Raw genomic sequence first — 16,264 nt, 5'->3', positions numbered from 1 at the left:
TCTATATATCCCCTTTCTCGAGCATTACTGTGATAATCTCTTTTAATTTGTCCTTTGCTTCCTCTATCGTCGCGTCTTTCAACTGGGCGCCTGCTATGGTTCTGTGACCGCCGCCCCCCAGTTTTTCCATCATGATCTGGACATTGATCTCGTCGATGGAACGCGCGCTGAAATAGATGGTATCTCCCAGTTCCGTAAGGACAAAGGAAGCTTTAATCCCTACGATATCGAGCATCTCATTGGCCGCCTGGGCACCGACTACCGTCGGGCTCTCAATGCCTTCGGCCGGGCATTCTGAGATGGCAAAATAGTCTTTAAATATCTCCGCTTTCTGGATGGCCTCGGCTCTCGCCTTATAATCCTCCAGCTTATCGCGGAACAGCTTTCTGACCCTGACCACATCGGCGCCGTTCCTGCGCAGGAACGCTGCCGCCTCAAAGGTTCTGACCCCGGCCTGGTTCATGAAATTATTTGTATCGATTACAATTCCGGCATACATAGCGTCCGCCTCGGCCGGTTTGATCTTAATGCCATCGCCAATATACTGGAGCACTTCCGCAACCATCTCACAGGTGGAGGACGCATACGGCTCTACATAGGACAGCACCGCATTGTCGATAATCTCGCTGCTCTGTCTGTGGTGATCCAGCACTACAATCGTCTTAATCTGTTTCAGCAGTTCTGGCGCTTCCGCAATGCTCGGCCTGTTGACGTCGACAACAACCAGCATCGTATTGGCATCCGCCCAGTCCGAAGCCTCTTCCCCTGTCATCAGCAGATCGTCGGGGTAATCGGGATTATTCTGAAATCTCGCCATCATCGGTTTAACGGAGGAATTGACGCTGTTGACCACAATCCTTGCCTTCTTGTTAAAAGAGGTGGCAATCCTGTAGATACCGATGGCTGCGCCGAATGAATCAATATCGCCGATATGGTGCCCCATAATTAATAATTTGTCTTTTGTATCCATGAGTTCACGCATTGCATGGGCTTTAACACGCGCCTTCACGCGGGTCGTCTTCTCAAGCTGCTGGGATTTGCCGCCGTAATAGCGGATTCTGGCCCCATCCTTGACTACGGCCTGATCGCCGCCGCGCCCCAGAGCCATATCGATGGCAGTTCTGGCATACTCATAGTTTGTAATATAGCTGCTTCCGTTCATACCCATACCGATACTGAGCGTAACAGCCATCTCGTTACCGATGTTTACCGTTTTGACATCTTCCAGAAGATTAAAACGGTTCTCCTGGATCTCTTCCGTATACTGCTGTTTGATAACAAACAGATATTTATCCTTCTCCAGCTTCTTGACAATACCGTCCATATTCGAGATGTATTTATTGATCTTGCGATCGATCAGCGCGGACAGCAGGGAACGTCTTACTTCCTCCACACTTTCCAGCGCCTCCTCGTAGTTGTCCAGATAAATCAGTCCTGCCACGAGCTTCTGGTTATCAATCTCCCTCTTATAAGAGAGCACTTCCGTCTCATCAAACAGGTAAACCGCAAGCAGCAGCTCCTCCGGGATTTCCTGCGTCTGGTTGAGTCTCAGACCTTCGTTTTCATCCATGTAAATCTGTCTGATATCAACACGGTAAAACTTTCCGTCAAATGAAGAATGAATACAGGAATTTCCTTCTATCTCATCCAGCATTTCCTTTGTAATCTCAGGGAACAGCGCCGCCAGATTCTTCCTGCAGCCCTTATCCTCCTGCACAACTTCGGCAAAAGCCTTATTCATCCAAATCAGATGGCCCTCCGCATCGGCTACTGCATATGGCATAGCCATCTCGGAAAGTAACTGTTTCTGGACCCCGGCATATTCTGCCGAGAATTCCACCAGCCCGCCCATGAGCCTCTTTCTCCTGTACAGGAACAGCCATAGGGCAACCACAACATAAAGTAACGTAAATCCGGACATGGCAATACCGGCCTTGGGGCTTATCGCTCCCACAACCAGATTCGCTGCCATCAAAAAGACCGACAATATCAATGGCCATTGCAGGTAAAACCGCAGTTGGCCTTTTATTTTTGTATTTTCTCTCATTCTCTGTCTCCCGTGAAAAAACACCCACCTATTCTCAACATTATAACATAAAGAAATCTGTTAGTCCAGAAATAGATTAGGCCACAGGCGGCGGACGGCGGCCGCAGCCGCTCATTTGCACGGTTTCTGCGTGCTCCGTTTCAACAATTGCGGCAAAAAATAATGTGATTTGTCACCTCTATCTTGACTTAGCGGATGATATGATAAATGATAAGTAAAAAGGAGGAAATCTTTATGAAACTAAGCCATTCATTCAGTGGTTCATTAAGGCAATTTTCATATTGGATTGCGAGTGGAACCGTGGGTTATCCGCTGTTAGAGGGGATTGACTATATAAGTGTTTTCAGGGAAGAGCCATCTCTCCTGGAGTGTGCGTATGCAATTTTCGCAAACAATATTGAAATGGACGATAATGGCACGGTGCTCAATGAAAAGTATGCCGAGCAGCGCGCCGCACAATATATCAGACAGTATTGTGACCCCGCCTATACTGCGACACCCGGGTTTGACGGTTCTGATGAATGTGAGCTGTACTGATTCCATTGCATATTCTTCCGGGTATATCTGCCGTAATATGCAAACAAAAAATTTATCGCGTACAAATGAGGGCTAATGAGTATGATTCTATTAAGCATGATCGACGGGGAAGCAGAGCTCTCCAAATTTCGCCATATCTATGAGCGGTACAAAAATATGATGTATCAGGTTGCTTTTAATGTTGCCAAAAATCAGCATGATGCAGAGGATATCGTTCAACTTTCATTAATCAAACTTATTGACATTTTATACAGAATTGACGAGAATGAAGTTGAAACGCCGCGTTGTAAAAATTTACTGATTACAATAACAAAAAACACCGCAATTGATCACATCAGAAAAGCCAACCATGCACCAATCCCCTTTGAAACGGTTGAAAAAACTGAAACCGGCAGAAGCACAGAGGATCTGTATATCGAGACAGAAGATTACAAAACAGTAATTCAACTCATAAACGAACTGGACGACAAGTATAAAGAAATACTGCGTCTGAGAATTCTTCACCACTTAACTTCCAAAGAAACAGCACAAATCCTGAACATAACCGAATATAACGTCAACACACGTCTTTCCAGAGCGAAAAAAGTACTGGCCGAAAAGTTAAAGGGGTGTAAAAATAATGAATGACGATTTAATGAAAAAGAAAAGTGATTATTTGTTAGAATTAGCCCTGGAGGAGCAGCTTGAATCCGACGAAGAAATGAAGGCTTACAAACTCGATCCGGAAAGCGTCCACACCTTTTCAGACGAACATAACCGCAGGGTCGATGAAATCCAGAAAAGGGCGGAAAAACGGAATTTATCCCCCAAAATATTCCCAAAGAAACGGCTGCAGGCAGTCGTCTGCCTGTGTTTCGCATTAACAATCAGTGTTTTTGCCGTAACCAGGGTAGAGGCGTTTCGTTTACCGTTGATACGGTTTTTCACGGAGGTTAAAGAAAAGTCAACTAAGTTTAACTTTCAGGGGGAGAATAACACCAACTTGACAAAGAACTACCAGGCCTATGAACCGGGATATATTCCTGATGGCTATAGTTCTGCTGAGGTGAGTGAGGGGAAGGGATCATTTTTTATAAAGTATGTGAACAGCACAGGAACTCAGTCTTACATCTTCTACTACTATGGTAATCCTTCGGCCATCGCAATTGATACAGAAGAAGCCGGAGTGAGCAAAGTTTTAATTAATGGAAATGAGTCTTATGTGATTCAAAAAAATGACGAATTAAAAGTTTTGATGAATAAAGATAATCATCAATTTTATATCCATGGTACACTCTCTTTGGATCAAGCCTGTAAAATTATGGAGAGTATAAAGTAAGTTTTAAAATCCGATTTTTTATCTTATCTAAAAACAGGTGGTGAAAGTAGTACTCAACTTTCACCACCTGTTTTTAATTTATTCAAAGATCAATCAAATCAAAACAGCGTATATCAGGTAACTAAGTACCAGGCGCTTCGTGTAAAATGAAAAGAGCCACAGGTATCCATATTTTCATAACTTCGGTGCTCATCGCCTTCACATCTTTCTGATAAATCTTTTGACTTACCATTTTCTCTCCTGTTTATTGTACTGACAAAATAGGCATTATATATCAATATTCTCATATCTTGTTATATTTATAATCTCCTATTCGTATAACTAAGAGAAAACAAAAAGGAGGAATCTGTGTATGAAAAACAAGATTCGAAAAATCATTGTAACTTTAGTTGTGGCTGTTTCTATGGTAACCTGCCTTGCCATGACTGCATTTGCGAACACCCCTCAGCCAAGGTGGTCTCACTGGGCGATGCTGAGCGGCGGCATCGAAGTTCCGTCCGACAATCTGGCGGAATGCACTGTTTTTGCCGATTGCAGCCCCGCGGAGGCCGATAATATCAAAGTGACCTGCGAACTGCAGCAGTACAAGAGCTCTTGGAAAACCATAAAATCCTGGACAGAGTCAGACCCCGACGGCACAACACTTTTGATGCAAAAATCTTATGGGATTGCCAAAAACTACAGCTATCAGTTAAAGGTAACTGCAAAAGCCTATAAAGGCACAAAATTATTAGAAACTGTAACGGAGTATTTTTCCTATGGTTATTATCAATAAACTAATTACAATATTATAAAATATCCACAGGGAGACAGCTAAACATAAAAAATTTGGCTGTCTCCTTTTTCATTGCGGCAGCCTGTATACAATATGTACAAACCATGTTAATTTGGAATAAAAGAACGTGAAGTGTTTTCCGTTATTATAAATCAGAAGGGTAAAATGGAAAGGAGCCGGTGGGTCTATTCCCACCGGCATGAGTATGAAAAAGTCTATGTAAAAGGGTGTGTCCCTGTTTGATTAATACTATACAGGAAATGTGTGACGAAAGTTTGACCAGTGGATAAAGAAAAAATAAAATTGATTAAGACTTTCTGGCAAAAATGTGAAGAACAGTAAAACAGACCCAAGAAGAACCCGGCTTGAATTTATTTATATCATAGGAACACTTTTCTATTTATAAAAAGGGGGAGCCGGCCAGGATTGCTCCTGCCGGCATGAGTATGAAAAAGTCTATGTAATAGGGGGTTTTCCTGTTTGATTAATACTATACAGGAAATATATGGCCAAAGTTTGGCCTGGGGATAAAGAAAGAATAAAAAGAATAAAGACTTTCTAATAGAATTATTGACAAAAGTAAATTACAGTGTTACACTCACCATCAACAGGGAGCTCGTAAGCGGGCTGAGAGGAAGTAATCAAACTTCGACCTATATAACCTGATTTGGGTAATGCCAACGTAGGGATCATACATGACGGATATTAAAAAAATCAAGTCTGGGATCTGTTGGCCCAGGCTTTTTTGTTGCAGAAAAATAGCCGCGATCCCTCCAAAAACAAAAAAAGCAAGGAGGACATGAGTATGAATTACACCACCCAGATGGATGCCGCAAGAAAGGGCATCCTGACCAGAGAAATGAAAAATGTAGCCGAAAAAGAGCATTTTGATCCCCAGGAGCTGATGCGTCTGGTTGCCGAGGGGAAGATAGCCATTCCGGCCAACAAACTCCACACCTGTCTGGAACCGAACGGAATCGGCTCCATGCTGAGAACCAAAATCAACGTAAACCTGGGCACTTCCAGGGACTGCAATGATCTGGATATGGAGCTCACCAAGGTAAATGATGCCGTAGCCATGGGCGCCGAGTCCATTATGGATCTGAGTTCCTTTGGCGATACTGGAAAGTTCCGCCGCAAGCTGACCTCCGAGTGTCCGGCTATTATCGGAACGGTTCCCATTTACGACGCCGTCGTCTACTACCACAAGCCCTTAAAAGAGATTACCTCCGAAGAATGGATTGATATCGTGAAAATGCATGCCAAAGACGGTGTGGATTTCATGACAATCCATATCGGAATTAATAAAAATACGGCAAGCCGGTTCAAAGAGGCAAAGCGCCTGACCAACATCGTATCCAGGGGTGGTTCCATTATTTTTGCCTGGATGGAGATGACCGGACTTGAAAATCCATTTTATGAGCACTTTGACGAAATCCTGGATATCTGTCAGGAATATGACGTGACACTGAGTCTGGGAGACGCCTGCCGCCCCGGCTGTATTACCGACGCTTCCGATATCTCACAAATAGAGGAACTGATTACCCTGGGAGAACTGACCAGAAAAGCCTGGGAAAAGAATGTCCAGATTATCATCGAAGGCCCAGGCCACATGCCTTTAGACCAGATTGCCGCCAACATGAAAATTCAGCAGACCATCTGCCAGGGAGCCCCCTTCTATGTCCTCGGACCGCTCGTGACGGATATCGCGCCTGGCTATGACCACATTACCGCCGCCATCGGAGGCGCTATTGCCGCGGCTTCCGGAGCTTCCTTCCTCTGCTATGTCACCCCTGCGGAGCATCTGAGACTGCCGGATCTCGACGATGTGAAGGAAGGAATCATCGCTTCCCGAATCGCCGCCCATGCCGCCGATATCGCCAAAGGAATCAAAGGCGCCGCCGACTGGGATCACGAGATGAGCGAGGCCAGAAAACGGCTCGACTGGGAGAGAATGTTCGACCTCTCCATTGACCCGGAAAAAGCCAGACGCTACCGCGCCGCAGGCAAGCCGGAAAAAGAGGATACCTGTTCCATGTGCGGTAATTTCTGTGCCGTTAAAAATATGAACCGCATCCTGGATGGGGAAATCGTCAGCATTTATGACGAATAATGAAAAATACCCCTAACGCTTCATTGACATATATTACCCGGTACATACCCCGCATTGATACCCGGATGTTACTGCATCGTGGGCAGAATCTAAAACAGTAAGGAGAATCTAAATGAAAAATCAAACTACCACATTATTCGGAAATAAAGAAACTGCCGCCCCGTCTAATCATACACAGGACAGAGCTGCAAACACGCTGAGCCTGAAAAAGACGGTCCTTGGCGGCATGCTGGTGGCCCTGACCGTGGCGCTGTCCGGCTTCTCCGTTCCCATCGGAGCATCCAGATGTTTCCCGGTTCAGCATTTTATCAATGTCATTGCCGGCGTTTTCCTCGGTCCTTTGTATGGCGTCTGCATGGCCTTCTGCACGTCCCTGATAAGAAATCTGATGGGAACCGGAAGTCTTATGGCTTTTCCGGGCAGTATGGTCGGCGCTTTCCTGGGTGCGTTTCTCTTCCAGAAAACAGGCCGTTTTGTCCTTGCCTACCTCGGTGAAGTAGTCGGAACCGGAATCATCGGCGCCCTTCTCTGCTATCCGATAGCCGTTTTTCTGATGGGAAAAGAGATTGCTCTTTTCTTCTACGTGGTGCCGTTTTTAACCAGTACCGTATGTGGAACCGCCATGGCCGTGGTCCTTTTGGAAATCCTGCGCCGCTCGCCCTTATTTTCCCACCTTCACAGAATGATACAGAACTGATTCCAGCCTCAAAAGAGAAGAGGGACAGAAAATTATGATAAATGAGCCATTCTCAATAAAATCTCCATTTCCGGAAACAAACTCTCTATTCCCGGATGAAATCCTGCTTCTTCCGCGGCTCATCCGGGAGCGGCGGCCTCTGATTCACTGCATTACGAACTATGTGACCGCCTGTGAAGTTGCCAACATTATTTTGGCCGCCGGGGCCGCACCCGTTATGGCGGATCATCCTGATGAGGCCGCCGATGTGACATCCCGCAGTGACTGCCTGCTGCTGAATTTCGGAACTCTGAAGGAGTCATCCGCCGTTTCCATGAGCAGGGCGGGCAAAAAAGCCGGAGAGCTCGGCCTCCCCCTCATCCTGGATCCGGTGGGTATCGGCTCTTCCCCGTACAGGACCTCATCTATCCTGAGCGTACTGAGCCAGGCGAAACCTGCGGTAATACGCGGAAATTCCTCGGAAATCAAACGGTTGTACCTGGAATTGGAGCGCGGGGCTGCTGCGGAGCATAAAAGCCCATCCCTCCAAATACAGGATTCCCCAAGAGGCGTTGACGCCTCACAAAAGGATAACATGACAAAGGCAAACATTTCCGCCCTGACCGAAGCCGCGCGCGGTTTATCGGAATTAACAGGAGCCGTTGTCGTCATGACGGGTGAAACCGATCTTGTAACCTCCGCTGATAAAACCATGCTGATCCACAACGGCTGTCCTATGATGTCGCGCATCACCGGCAGCGGCTGCATGCTGGACGGAATCATTGCCGCCTACGTCTCAACCGCGATACTTTCTGCTGCTTCTGCCACAGAATCCGCCGGAACCGCAATACTTTCCGCCACGGCTCTCGCAGTCTCGGCGGCAGGTCTCTGCGGGGAGCTTGCTTACCGGAAAGTGAAGGAACGCAGTGAGGGAACCGGAAGTTTTCTCCGGTATTTTACAGACAGTGTCAGCCTGCTTGATGAAGAAACACTGAAAAGAGGGATAAAAATTGAAATTCAATAAATCCGCCTGCCTGCTGTATGCAGTGACAGACCGGTCATTTACCGGTGAAAAGACACTGGAACAGATGGTCCGTGAGGCTCTGGCCTCCGGTATCACGATGCTTCAGCTCAGAGAAAAAGACCTGGATGAACGCCATTTTCTGGAGGAGGCGCTGATGATGCGCAAACTCACGAGATATTACGGCGTTCCCCTGATTATTAACGACAATGTGGAAATTGCGCTCCGCTGTCAGGCCGACGGCGTTCATGTCGGACAGGATGATATAAGCGCCGCCGAAGCCCGGTTGGCAATTGGTCCCGACATGATTCTGGGCGTCACCGCCAAGACCGTGGAACAGGCAAAACTGGCCGTAGCGCAGGGAGCCGACTATCTCGGTTCCGGCGCCGTCTTCGGCAGCCGGACAAAAAAAGAGGCTCTTCCGATGACACTCGATACCCTCTCGGCTATCTGTGAAAGCGTCTCTATCCCCGTCGCCGCAATCGGGGGCATCACCGCGTCAAACGTCACAAAGCTTTCGGGTACCGGAATCGCCGGAGCCGCTGTTGTATCGGGTATCTTCGGTCAAAGCGATATCTCTCTGGCCGTCCGCACGCTGAAAGAAAAACTTATAAAGGTGGTTAATCCATGATGCGCGTTCCTTCCATACTTACCATTGCGGGTTCAGACTCCGGCGGCGGGGCCGGTGTCCAGGCAGATATTAAAACCGTCACGGCGCTGGGTCTCTACGCCTCCAGCGTCATTACCGCCGTCACCGCCCAGAATACACTCGGCGTCCAGATGGTCCGTCCGGTTGCCCCTGAGCTTTTGACCGCCCAATTGGACAGTGTGTTTTCGGATCTCATGCCCCAGGCTGTAAAAATAGGAATGCTGGGCACAAAAGACGCCATACTGACCGTAGAAGACAGAATTAAATATTATTCTCCCGACCATATCGTTCTGGATCCCGTCATGGTATCCACCAGCGGAAAAAGACTTTTGGACAAGGAGGCATTAGCCGCATTGTCGGAAAACCTGATCCCCCTGGCATCTTTAGTTACCCCCAACATACCGGAGGCCGAGGTACTTTTGGGCGGTATTACAATCCAAAACAGGGAAGACATGCAAAAGGCCGCCCTCCGGCTTTCCAGGTACTATCGCGTACCCGTCCTGCTGAAAGGCGGCCATTTATCCTCGGGAGCCTGCGATCTTTTATGCATCGGCGAAACGATCCACTGGTATTCCGCTCCCCGTATCGCGAATCCCAACAGCCACGGTACCGGCTGTACGCTCTCTTCTGCCATCGCCTGCGGCCTTGCAGAAGATATGTCCCTGGAACAGAGTGTCGCCCGCGCAAAACACTATCTGTCCGGTGCTCTGAGCGCCGGGCTTGACCTTGGAAACGGAAACGGCCCTTTATACCATGCTTGGAATATAAACAGTGAAAACCGGTAGGCAAAGCTTACCGGTTTTCGTTTACTCGATAAATCGTTTTTTCAATAAAACTGCTTGTTCTGTTTATCGGTCACCCTGGTATACGATTTTTCCGCCGTTAACCGTAAAGAGAATTCCCGACGGAGCCAGACCGCAGACATCCACCCCAAACTTTGCCCTGTCTGCAATCGTTTCAGGGTTAAAGACAACGAGATCCGCATCACAGCCGACAGCCAGCCGCCCCTTGGAATCAAGTCCCATACGCCTGGCCGGAAGCAAGGTCAATTTACTGATTCCGGTCATCAGATCCATCAGTTTCCGATCACGGACAAAATGTCCCAGAAATCTGGCCGGACTTCCCGCCCCTCTCGGATGTCCCAGAATGTGTCCATCCACCGTGGCCTGCATATTGCCGTCACTGCCCACCATCACATAGGGCAGTTGGTACGCCGCTTCCACATCCTCTATGGGCATCGCATTGTGGCATGCCGTCATAATACTTTCCGGCTCTTTTCTAAGACGCTCAAACAGCTCCTCATTGCAGTACTGTCCCGCATATTCCCCTGTCAGAATCTCCAAATCCTCTACGGAAAAATTAAAATTATCAAAAGCCCCCTCGTCAAATACCGCCGACTGAAGGACGGTAGACCAGACGTTGTACGGATACATGTCGCAGGTAATGTCGGCTCCCGACGCCCTGAGCCTTTTGTCCGCCCAGGCCACCTTTCCTTCTCCGTAAACATTGGCGGCAAAGTGTGAGATCTCAAACTTCGCTCCCGTCTTCTCCGACAGGGCAATCACTTCCTCCAGCGTTTCCTCCACCTTCTCCGGATAGCCGTAACGCATATGGACGGAAACGATCCTGTCATTAGCAGCCGCCACCCTGCATAATGCCTCCTCCTCTTCCCAACAGGCGGCCGGATCGTACTCAAGGCCAAAGGACAGGCCGATGGCCCCTTCATCAATCATTTTCTGAAAAAGTGCACACATCTGCTCAATCTGCTCCCGGCCGGCCCGGTCATAGCTTCCCAGTCCCACCTGCCTCCTGAGCGTCACATTGCCCGCCATCATATAGCAGTTGCATGGATATTCGCTCTGCCTGACCGCCTCATAATATTTTGCCGCAGAAGCGGAAGAACTTCCACAGTTTCCCGTAATAATAGTGGTAACCCCTGTTTTTACCGCACACTCCGAAATTTGTCTCGGCAGCATAAGTTCCTGGTAATCGGAAATATCATCTTCATGCGTATGTATATCAATAAATCCGGGAGCGGTCACCAGTCCCCCGGCATCTATCATCACGGCTGCCTCCACCGGCTCTTTGGTAACAGATAGAATCTTTCCCCCTGAAACCGCCAGCGCCCCCACGGCGTCGTATCCACTCTCGGGATCCATAATCCTGGAATTGTAAATACAAAGATCATACATAAGAACTCCTCCTCTCTTTTCCCTGTCAATCTGTTTCCATTATAGTCCCGGCCACGGCAAACTTCAATCTGTAAGGCCGTTATCCTCCCCTGTTATTACAAAAGGCCGGGAACAGTTGTCCCGGCCGGTATATTAACAAGGTGCAATCGGGTTATCAATTAATGATGCAACCCTGAATTCATGAGTATGTCCATCTGCTGTAGTAGTGCATGCTTTAGCAAAATGAACATGTCTTCCGTCTCCTACCGGAATAGCCGGGGAGGACGTTCCTGTAAATTTATGAAAATGTCCGTCGTATGCATCCGTGCGGAAAGTCACTTCGTGAACATGGCTTCTGCCACATGGAATAGCTTCCCCGGAAACAGTCGCAAACCGGTGGTTATGAGCTTCTTCACAGGACTCGGCTATAAATGTGCTGCCAACCACTTCGTGAACATGCTGTTCCCGGCGAATGGGGTAAACAGCGGCTTCCTGGTAGTTGTTACATGAGTCATACATAGTTGAGGTCCCTTTCAGATTGTTTTAATATTAGTATATGGACAAGAACAAAAAGTGTGATAAATGCATATTACACCTGCCCGCAGGCACACATCCGCCCAGTGGGCAGGTTTTTATTGAGTGGCAATGAAAAGTTCGCGAAGCGTGCTTTTCGTTGTTCTCCCGGGAGCTTTCCTGTAATCTAAAAAGGGGTCCGGACTCAACATCCGGACCCTGCCGCCGCTCCTTACAGAGCGCCTTAAATCTTACCGCCGCTGTTATTTAACGGCTTCACACAACAACTCTACACATTTCTCGAGGCCCAAGTCCCCGCTGTTCAGCATCAGATCGTAATTCTCGCGGCTTCCCCACTTCTGGTTCGTATAGTTCTCATAGTGGATACGCCTTCTCTTATCAGTCTGGTACATAAACTCATCAATATATTCTTCAATCTCTCCGTACTCTTCAATGGCCCGCCTCTTCCTGATATCGCGGTCCGCGTAGATGAACACACGCAGTACATCCGGACGGCTCTTCAAAATATAATCGGCACAGCGTCCTATAAAAATACAGGGGCCTCTCTTGGCCGCTTCCTCAATGGCCTTCTTCTGCGCCTGATAAATCTGCTCCGTCAGCGGAAGCTCCGTAATTTTAGGCTCTTTAGGATAGGAAATTCCGTACAGCGTTCCCATGGCAAAATTGTAAAGCAGGCTGTTGGTCAGCCTCTGTTCCCTGTCGGCAATCATATCAACAGGAAAACCGATCTCTTTTGCCGCGGCCTCGATCAGTTCTTTATCGTAGAACTCCATGCCAAGTTTCTTAGCCACCGTCAGTCCAACCTCGCGGCCTCCGCTTCCGTATTCACGGCTGATTGTAATAATCTTTTTTCCCATAATACAGGCCTCCTCCCATATATCTGCAGTTGATACAGCACTGTAATTCCTACTTATATAATACCACAACGGGAGGTAATTTACAATCAACTATAGTCCGCCGCCGGAGGGCTGCATCATAGCAAGGCTACCGGGCATTACGGAGCGTTTCTCCAGGTACGAGGTGAAATTTAATCATACAACAATTGATTAATCCCAAAGGTTTTTATAATATCCGCTATACAGCGCCGCAATGGGATTGTGCCCCAGAACACGGTCCTTTGTAACTAATGTCGTTACCGGAGCCTCGGAATATTTTGTAAACAGGCTGTCGTGGCCCACACAAAGACCGATGATAACGTTCAAATCCGTTTCCGCACGGTTTAAAAGTCTTGCCTGCATAATCGGATTGCACATCGGTTCAAAACTTCCGGGAATGATTTTACTTTCTTCCGGAATTCCTATAGACGCCTTGTCTGTGCTTCCCACCTTGCAGATTACACTGTAATACTCAATATCATTCTTTTTTAAAATCTTTGCGAATGTCTTTGCCTCCTCAATGAGACCGGCGCAGGTGGCAATCCCCACCTTTTTCGCACCAATGGCTTTTATGAACATGACTGTCTCTTCCACCCGTGTTTTCTTCATAAAATTCTCGCCCTCAATGCAGGCGGAACTGCGGGCCATTCTCCCGTCAACGGTGTCGGAATTATAGATATTGACAGCCTCCTCCATGTCTTCTTCAGACACTTTGTTTGTCGTAAGACAAAATGGAGGATACTTTGTTTTGTGATGGCGGCAATTATATAAACCGCAGTCGGTACAGCTCAGTTCATGCCTGATATTCTTTTCATTTTCCATTTTAACTGTTCTTCTCCTTTCCTTCCCGCCTTATTTCTCCGCAGCGGAAGCTCCAATATAGTCAATGTCCAAATCATCCGGGATTGTCACATTCTTCAACCCATAGACCGCATACAAAATGGCTGCAACAATGATCCCGCCCAGGGTCAGAAGAATAGACGGCGTAAGAGAATACAGCAGCGAATATGCCAGTACCAGAGAAATCAGGGATGCTACCACAGCCCATGGTTTATACATACTGGTCGGAAGTTTAAGACTGGACTTTTCAACACTTTTCGGATATTTTTCCACCAGACGGAACAAAGTCGTAATTGTCAGAATTCTGATAATCAGGTTAATCGCCGTGCTGAGACGGGCTATCACGGAAAACTGAACTCCGGTCACAATCGGGAACATGCCGAACAAGTAAAATGCCACAAGCAGTTTCCACGGAACTCCCTTTGAGTTTACGGTGCTTAAAGAGCGTGGGAGCATTCCGTCGTCGCAGGCGACGAGAATCGGCTTTACAACCCAGGAAAGGGTGGAATTTAAAGTAGAAGCCGTCGCGCCTAATGCCGCTCCCACAACAAAAATATAATACATCGGACCCGGAAGGATTTCACGAGCCACAACCGTCAGGTTCTGGTTTGCAACCTGTTCAATCGGAAGCACGCCGCACGCTGTAATCGCGACTGTAATGTAAACAAATGCACATAAAATTGTGGAGAGTACGATAACAGCCGGAATATCCCTTCCCGGATTCTTGGCCTCGCTGCCAAGCTGGGTAATGTTTGCAGCGCCGCTTGTTGCAAAGCCCAGAAGGGCGATGGCGCTGATCAGACCCATTGTACCGTGGTCAAACAGGTTGGTTGTGGTAAAAACATAGTCTAAATCCGTTTTCGGAAGACCCAGAGCCGCAAAGGCCAGAAGGGAACCAATCATCACAACACTGACCAGGGTATTTACGATGGCCGCCTTCTTCGTTCCAACAATATTTACAAGAAACATAACCGTCAGGATTACAGCGGCAACAAAGTTCTGCCCCAGCCCCGTAAGCAGGCTGACCGCATAGGATGCAAATGACAACGCATACATAGACAGATTCACGTTTGTAATGATAAACAGGACAATATACACAAAACCCGCTCGTTTGCCCCAGAGTCTCGATATGTACCGGTAAGGCCCTCCGGAAACCGGCACGGTCCCCCCGAGTATCGCCTGCGGAAAATCAGTAATCAGTGTAATAATCGGGGAAATCATAAATGCCAGCGCCACCCCCGTACCGGTCATGCCGATAGCCGTTCCGGTCATTGTCATGACTCCCGCTCCGATAATCTGACCAATTGCAATTGCCATTAAATTTGAAAAAGTAAGTTCCCGTTTCAGCTTACTCTCCTGTCTCTCTGCCATTGTTTTTCTCCTCCTGCCCCTTTATCTTTTCCGCATAAGGTCTCATAACCTTTACCAGACGCTCCAGCCCCTTCATCAGCACCGATTCGGGACATGCCAGGTTTATTCTTTCAAATCCCCCGCCGCCTTCTCCGAATTCATACCCCGGATCCAGAAACAGATCGCCTTCCTCCACCAGTATCCGCTCCAGCTCCCTGTCTTCTATTCCAAAAGCGCTGAAATCCATCCACTGCAGATACGTCCCTTCCATTTCGGTTAATTTCACTTCCGGAAGATTGGCTTCAATGTACTCTTTTAAAGCGAGCCTGTTACTGTTAATAACCGCAAGCAACTGCTCCAGCCACTCGTCACAGCGGGTATATGCAGCCTCGTAAAGCTGAAATCCCAGTGCATTAAAACGGTTATACTGGCCATGTCTGAGCATCGTCCTGATAAACGTATCACGCAGTTCCCTGTCCGGAATAAAAATCGTGCTTGCCTGCATTCCCGCCGTATTAAAAGTCTTACTCGGTGACATGCAGGTAATGCTGCAGTTCTGAAACTCCTCCGACAGCGATGCAAACGGAATATGGCGGTGGCCCGGCATTATCAGGTCGCAGTGAATCTCATCCGATACAACAAGCACGTGATTTCTGATACAAATTTCTCCGATTTTCCGTATTTCCTCCTCAGTCCAGACACGGCCCACCGGATTGTGGGGATTGCTGAGCAATAACAGTTTGTTGTCAGGGTCACAGGCCTTTTTCTCCAGATCATCAAAGTCAATCTCATAATATCCGCCGTTGTTGATCAGAGTGTTGGTCACCAGCCTGCACTGGTTTCTCTCAATAGCGGCAAAAAAAGGATAGTAGCTCGGCGTCATGACAATCACTCCGTCTCCCGGTTCTGTAAATGCATCGGTCAATATATGAATTGCATTGACAATACCGTGGGTCATCACAAGCCAATCCTTTTCCGTCTCCCAGTTGTATCTTCGCTTCGTCCAGTTGCTTACCGCATCGTAAAATGCATCCGTACCAACCGTATACCCAAGCACTGCCCGATCCATGTAATCCTTCATGCTCTGAATCATTTCCGGCGGATTCTTAAACTCCATGTCTGCTGTGGAAAATGGAACAATATCGTCGCCGACCGTGGGCTTTTCCGCTTTCATGTCCTCCCATTTGGAAGCTCCGATGTTATGCCGGTTTAACACTGTTGTAAAATCATACTGCATCTTATATCCTCCTATTTTTATTAATATGCTTTTATTTTAAATTGCTTAATAATTAAGTACCTTTAATTATTAAGTGTAATATAGCACCGCCCGATAACTTTGTCAATCGTTACAAGGAGGT

Annotated in this window: 16 protein-coding genes and 1 riboswitch; of the genes, 9 read left to right on the top strand and 7 right to left on the bottom strand. The window is 47.6% G+C overall.

The window, feature by feature from the left end; translation table 11 throughout:
- Nucleotide 1 precedes the first annotated feature (1 nt).
- Nucleotides 2-2,047: a DHH family phosphoesterase gene (locus QZT18_RS06865; protein ID WP_294145908.1), complete on the bottom strand. Its 2,046-nt coding sequence runs from the start codon at nucleotides 2,045-2,047 to the stop codon at nucleotides 2-4.
- A gap of 234 nt (nucleotides 2,048-2,281) precedes the next feature.
- Between QZT18_RS06865 and QZT18_RS06860 the strand changes: the two genes are divergently transcribed.
- The 9 genes from QZT18_RS06860 (at nucleotide 2,282) to thiD (ending at nucleotide 9,921) form a co-directional block, all read left to right on the top strand.
- Complete coding sequence (locus QZT18_RS06860) at nucleotides 2,282-2,584, top strand: hypothetical protein (RefSeq protein WP_294145907.1); 303 nt, start codon at nucleotides 2,282-2,284, stop codon at nucleotides 2,582-2,584.
- Nucleotides 2,585-2,659: 75 nt separating this feature from the next.
- Complete coding sequence (locus QZT18_RS06855; protein ID WP_294145905.1) at nucleotides 2,660-3,211, top strand: RNA polymerase sigma factor; 552 nt, start codon at nucleotides 2,660-2,662, stop codon at nucleotides 3,209-3,211.
- Nucleotides 3,204-3,902: a DUF4367 domain-containing protein gene (locus QZT18_RS06850; RefSeq protein WP_294145903.1), complete on the top strand. Its 699-nt coding sequence runs from the start codon at nucleotides 3,204-3,206 to the stop codon at nucleotides 3,900-3,902. The genes QZT18_RS06855 and QZT18_RS06850 overlap by 8 nt, the downstream gene beginning before the upstream one ends.
- Nucleotides 3,903-4,254: 352 nt before the next feature.
- Nucleotides 4,255-4,677: a hypothetical protein gene (locus QZT18_RS06845; protein ID WP_294145901.1), complete on the top strand. Its 423-nt coding sequence runs from the start codon at nucleotides 4,255-4,257 to the stop codon at nucleotides 4,675-4,677.
- Nucleotides 4,678-5,275: 598 nt separating this feature from the next.
- Nucleotides 5,276-5,382, top strand: a riboswitch (TPP riboswitch).
- 100 nt (nucleotides 5,383-5,482) lie between these two features.
- Complete coding sequence (gene thiC / locus QZT18_RS06840) at nucleotides 5,483-6,790, top strand: phosphomethylpyrimidine synthase ThiC (RefSeq protein ID WP_294145900.1); 1,308 nt, start codon at nucleotides 5,483-5,485, stop codon at nucleotides 6,788-6,790.
- 112 nt (nucleotides 6,791-6,902) lie between these two features.
- Nucleotides 6,903-7,487 (top strand): energy coupling factor transporter S component ThiW, encoded by a 585-nt coding sequence (gene thiW / locus QZT18_RS06835; protein WP_294145898.1) that lies wholly within the window; start codon nucleotides 6,903-6,905, stop codon nucleotides 7,485-7,487.
- 34 nt (nucleotides 7,488-7,521) lie between these two features.
- Entirely contained in the window at nucleotides 7,522-8,490 is a 969-nt protein-coding gene (gene thiM / locus QZT18_RS06830; protein WP_294145897.1) for a hydroxyethylthiazole kinase, read from the top strand.
- Complete coding sequence (gene thiE / locus QZT18_RS06825) at nucleotides 8,477-9,118, top strand: thiamine phosphate synthase (protein ID WP_294145896.1); 642 nt, start codon at nucleotides 8,477-8,479, stop codon at nucleotides 9,116-9,118. Before thiM ends, thiE begins: the two co-directional genes overlap by 14 nt.
- A complete protein-coding gene (gene thiD, locus QZT18_RS06820) occupies nucleotides 9,115-9,921 on the top strand; it encodes a bifunctional hydroxymethylpyrimidine kinase/phosphomethylpyrimidine kinase (RefSeq protein WP_366925810.1) in 807 nt (268 codons plus the stop codon). The genes thiE and thiD overlap by 4 nt, the downstream gene beginning before the upstream one ends.
- Nucleotides 9,922-9,984: 63 nt before the next feature.
- Here thiD and QZT18_RS06815 read toward each other — a convergent pair whose 3' ends face one another.
- The 6 genes from QZT18_RS06815 to QZT18_RS06790 all read right to left on the bottom strand — a co-directional run bounded on the left by QZT18_RS06815 (nucleotide 9,985) and on the right by QZT18_RS06790 (nucleotide 16,143).
- Nucleotides 9,985-11,328: an amidohydrolase family protein gene (locus QZT18_RS06815; protein ID WP_294145895.1), complete on the bottom strand. Its 1,344-nt coding sequence runs from the start codon at nucleotides 11,326-11,328 to the stop codon at nucleotides 9,985-9,987.
- 132 nt (nucleotides 11,329-11,460) lie between these two features.
- A complete protein-coding gene (locus QZT18_RS06810; protein WP_294145894.1) occupies nucleotides 11,461-11,826 on the bottom strand; it encodes a YmaF family protein in 366 nt (121 codons plus the stop codon).
- A gap of 257 nt (nucleotides 11,827-12,083) precedes the next feature.
- Complete coding sequence (locus QZT18_RS06805) at nucleotides 12,084-12,698, bottom strand: AAA family ATPase (RefSeq protein WP_294145893.1); 615 nt, start codon at nucleotides 12,696-12,698, stop codon at nucleotides 12,084-12,086.
- 189 nt (nucleotides 12,699-12,887) lie between these two features.
- Complete coding sequence (locus tag QZT18_RS06800) at nucleotides 12,888-13,538, bottom strand: DUF1847 domain-containing protein (protein WP_294145892.1); 651 nt, start codon at nucleotides 13,536-13,538, stop codon at nucleotides 12,888-12,890.
- Nucleotides 13,539-13,568: 30 nt separating this feature from the next.
- Complete coding sequence (locus tag QZT18_RS06795; RefSeq protein ID WP_294145891.1) at nucleotides 13,569-14,927, bottom strand: APC family permease; 1,359 nt, start codon at nucleotides 14,925-14,927, stop codon at nucleotides 13,569-13,571.
- Nucleotides 14,905-16,143, bottom strand: coding sequence for a MalY/PatB family protein (locus QZT18_RS06790; protein WP_294145890.1), 1,239 nt, complete (start codon nucleotides 16,141-16,143; stop codon nucleotides 14,905-14,907). The genes QZT18_RS06795 and QZT18_RS06790 overlap by 23 nt, the downstream gene beginning before the upstream one ends.
- Nucleotides 16,144-16,264 lie beyond the last annotated feature (121 nt).

Origin of the sequence: uncultured Clostridium sp. (genome assembly GCF_900547735.1) — a bacterium.
GTDB lineage: Bacteria > Bacillota > Clostridia > Lachnospirales > Lachnospiraceae > Otoolea.
Note: the sequence above shows the minus strand (reverse complement) of the source record. Positions and strands in the feature narration are given on the sequence as shown.

Bases quoted from the DNA above. Each gene is read 5' to 3' on its own strand.
- QZT18_RS06790 (WP_294145890.1), bottom strand. From the start codon at position 16,143: ATGCAGTATGATTTTACAACAGTGTTAAACCGGCATAACATCGGAGCT.
- QZT18_RS06850 (WP_294145903.1), top strand. From the start codon at position 3,204: ATGAATGACGATTTAATGAAAAAGAAAAGTGATTATTTGTTAGAATTA.
- QZT18_RS06795 (WP_294145891.1), bottom strand. From the start codon at position 14,927: ATGGCAGAGAGACAGGAGAGTAAGCTGAAACGGGAACTTACTTTTTCA.
- QZT18_RS06860 (WP_294145907.1), top strand. From the start codon at position 2,282: ATGAAACTAAGCCATTCATTCAGTGGTTCATTAAGGCAATTTTCATAT.
- QZT18_RS06865 (WP_294145908.1), bottom strand. From the start codon at position 2,047: ATGAGAGAAAATACAAAAATAAAAGGCCAACTGCGGTTTTACCTGCAA.
- thiD (WP_366925810.1), top strand. From the start codon at position 9,115: ATGATGCGCGTTCCTTCCATACTTACCATTGCGGGTTCAGACTCCGGC.
- thiM (WP_294145897.1), top strand. From the start codon at position 7,522: ATGATAAATGAGCCATTCTCAATAAAATCTCCATTTCCGGAAACAAAC.
- QZT18_RS06855 (WP_294145905.1), top strand. From the start codon at position 2,660: ATGAGTATGATTCTATTAAGCATGATCGACGGGGAAGCAGAGCTCTCC.
- QZT18_RS06845 (WP_294145901.1), top strand. From the start codon at position 4,255: ATGAAAAACAAGATTCGAAAAATCATTGTAACTTTAGTTGTGGCTGTT.
- thiW (WP_294145898.1), top strand. From the start codon at position 6,903: ATGAAAAATCAAACTACCACATTATTCGGAAATAAAGAAACTGCCGCC.
- thiC (WP_294145900.1), top strand. From the start codon at position 5,483: ATGAATTACACCACCCAGATGGATGCCGCAAGAAAGGGCATCCTGACC.
- QZT18_RS06815 (WP_294145895.1), bottom strand. From the start codon at position 11,328: ATGTATGATCTTTGTATTTACAATTCCAGGATTATGGATCCCGAGAGT.
- QZT18_RS06800 (WP_294145892.1), bottom strand. From the start codon at position 13,538: ATGGAAAATGAAAAGAATATCAGGCATGAACTGAGCTGTACCGACTGC.
- QZT18_RS06805 (WP_294145893.1), bottom strand. From the start codon at position 12,698: ATGGGAAAAAAGATTATTACAATCAGCCGTGAATACGGAAGCGGAGGC.
- QZT18_RS06810 (WP_294145894.1), bottom strand. From the start codon at position 11,826: ATGTATGACTCATGTAACAACTACCAGGAAGCCGCTGTTTACCCCATT.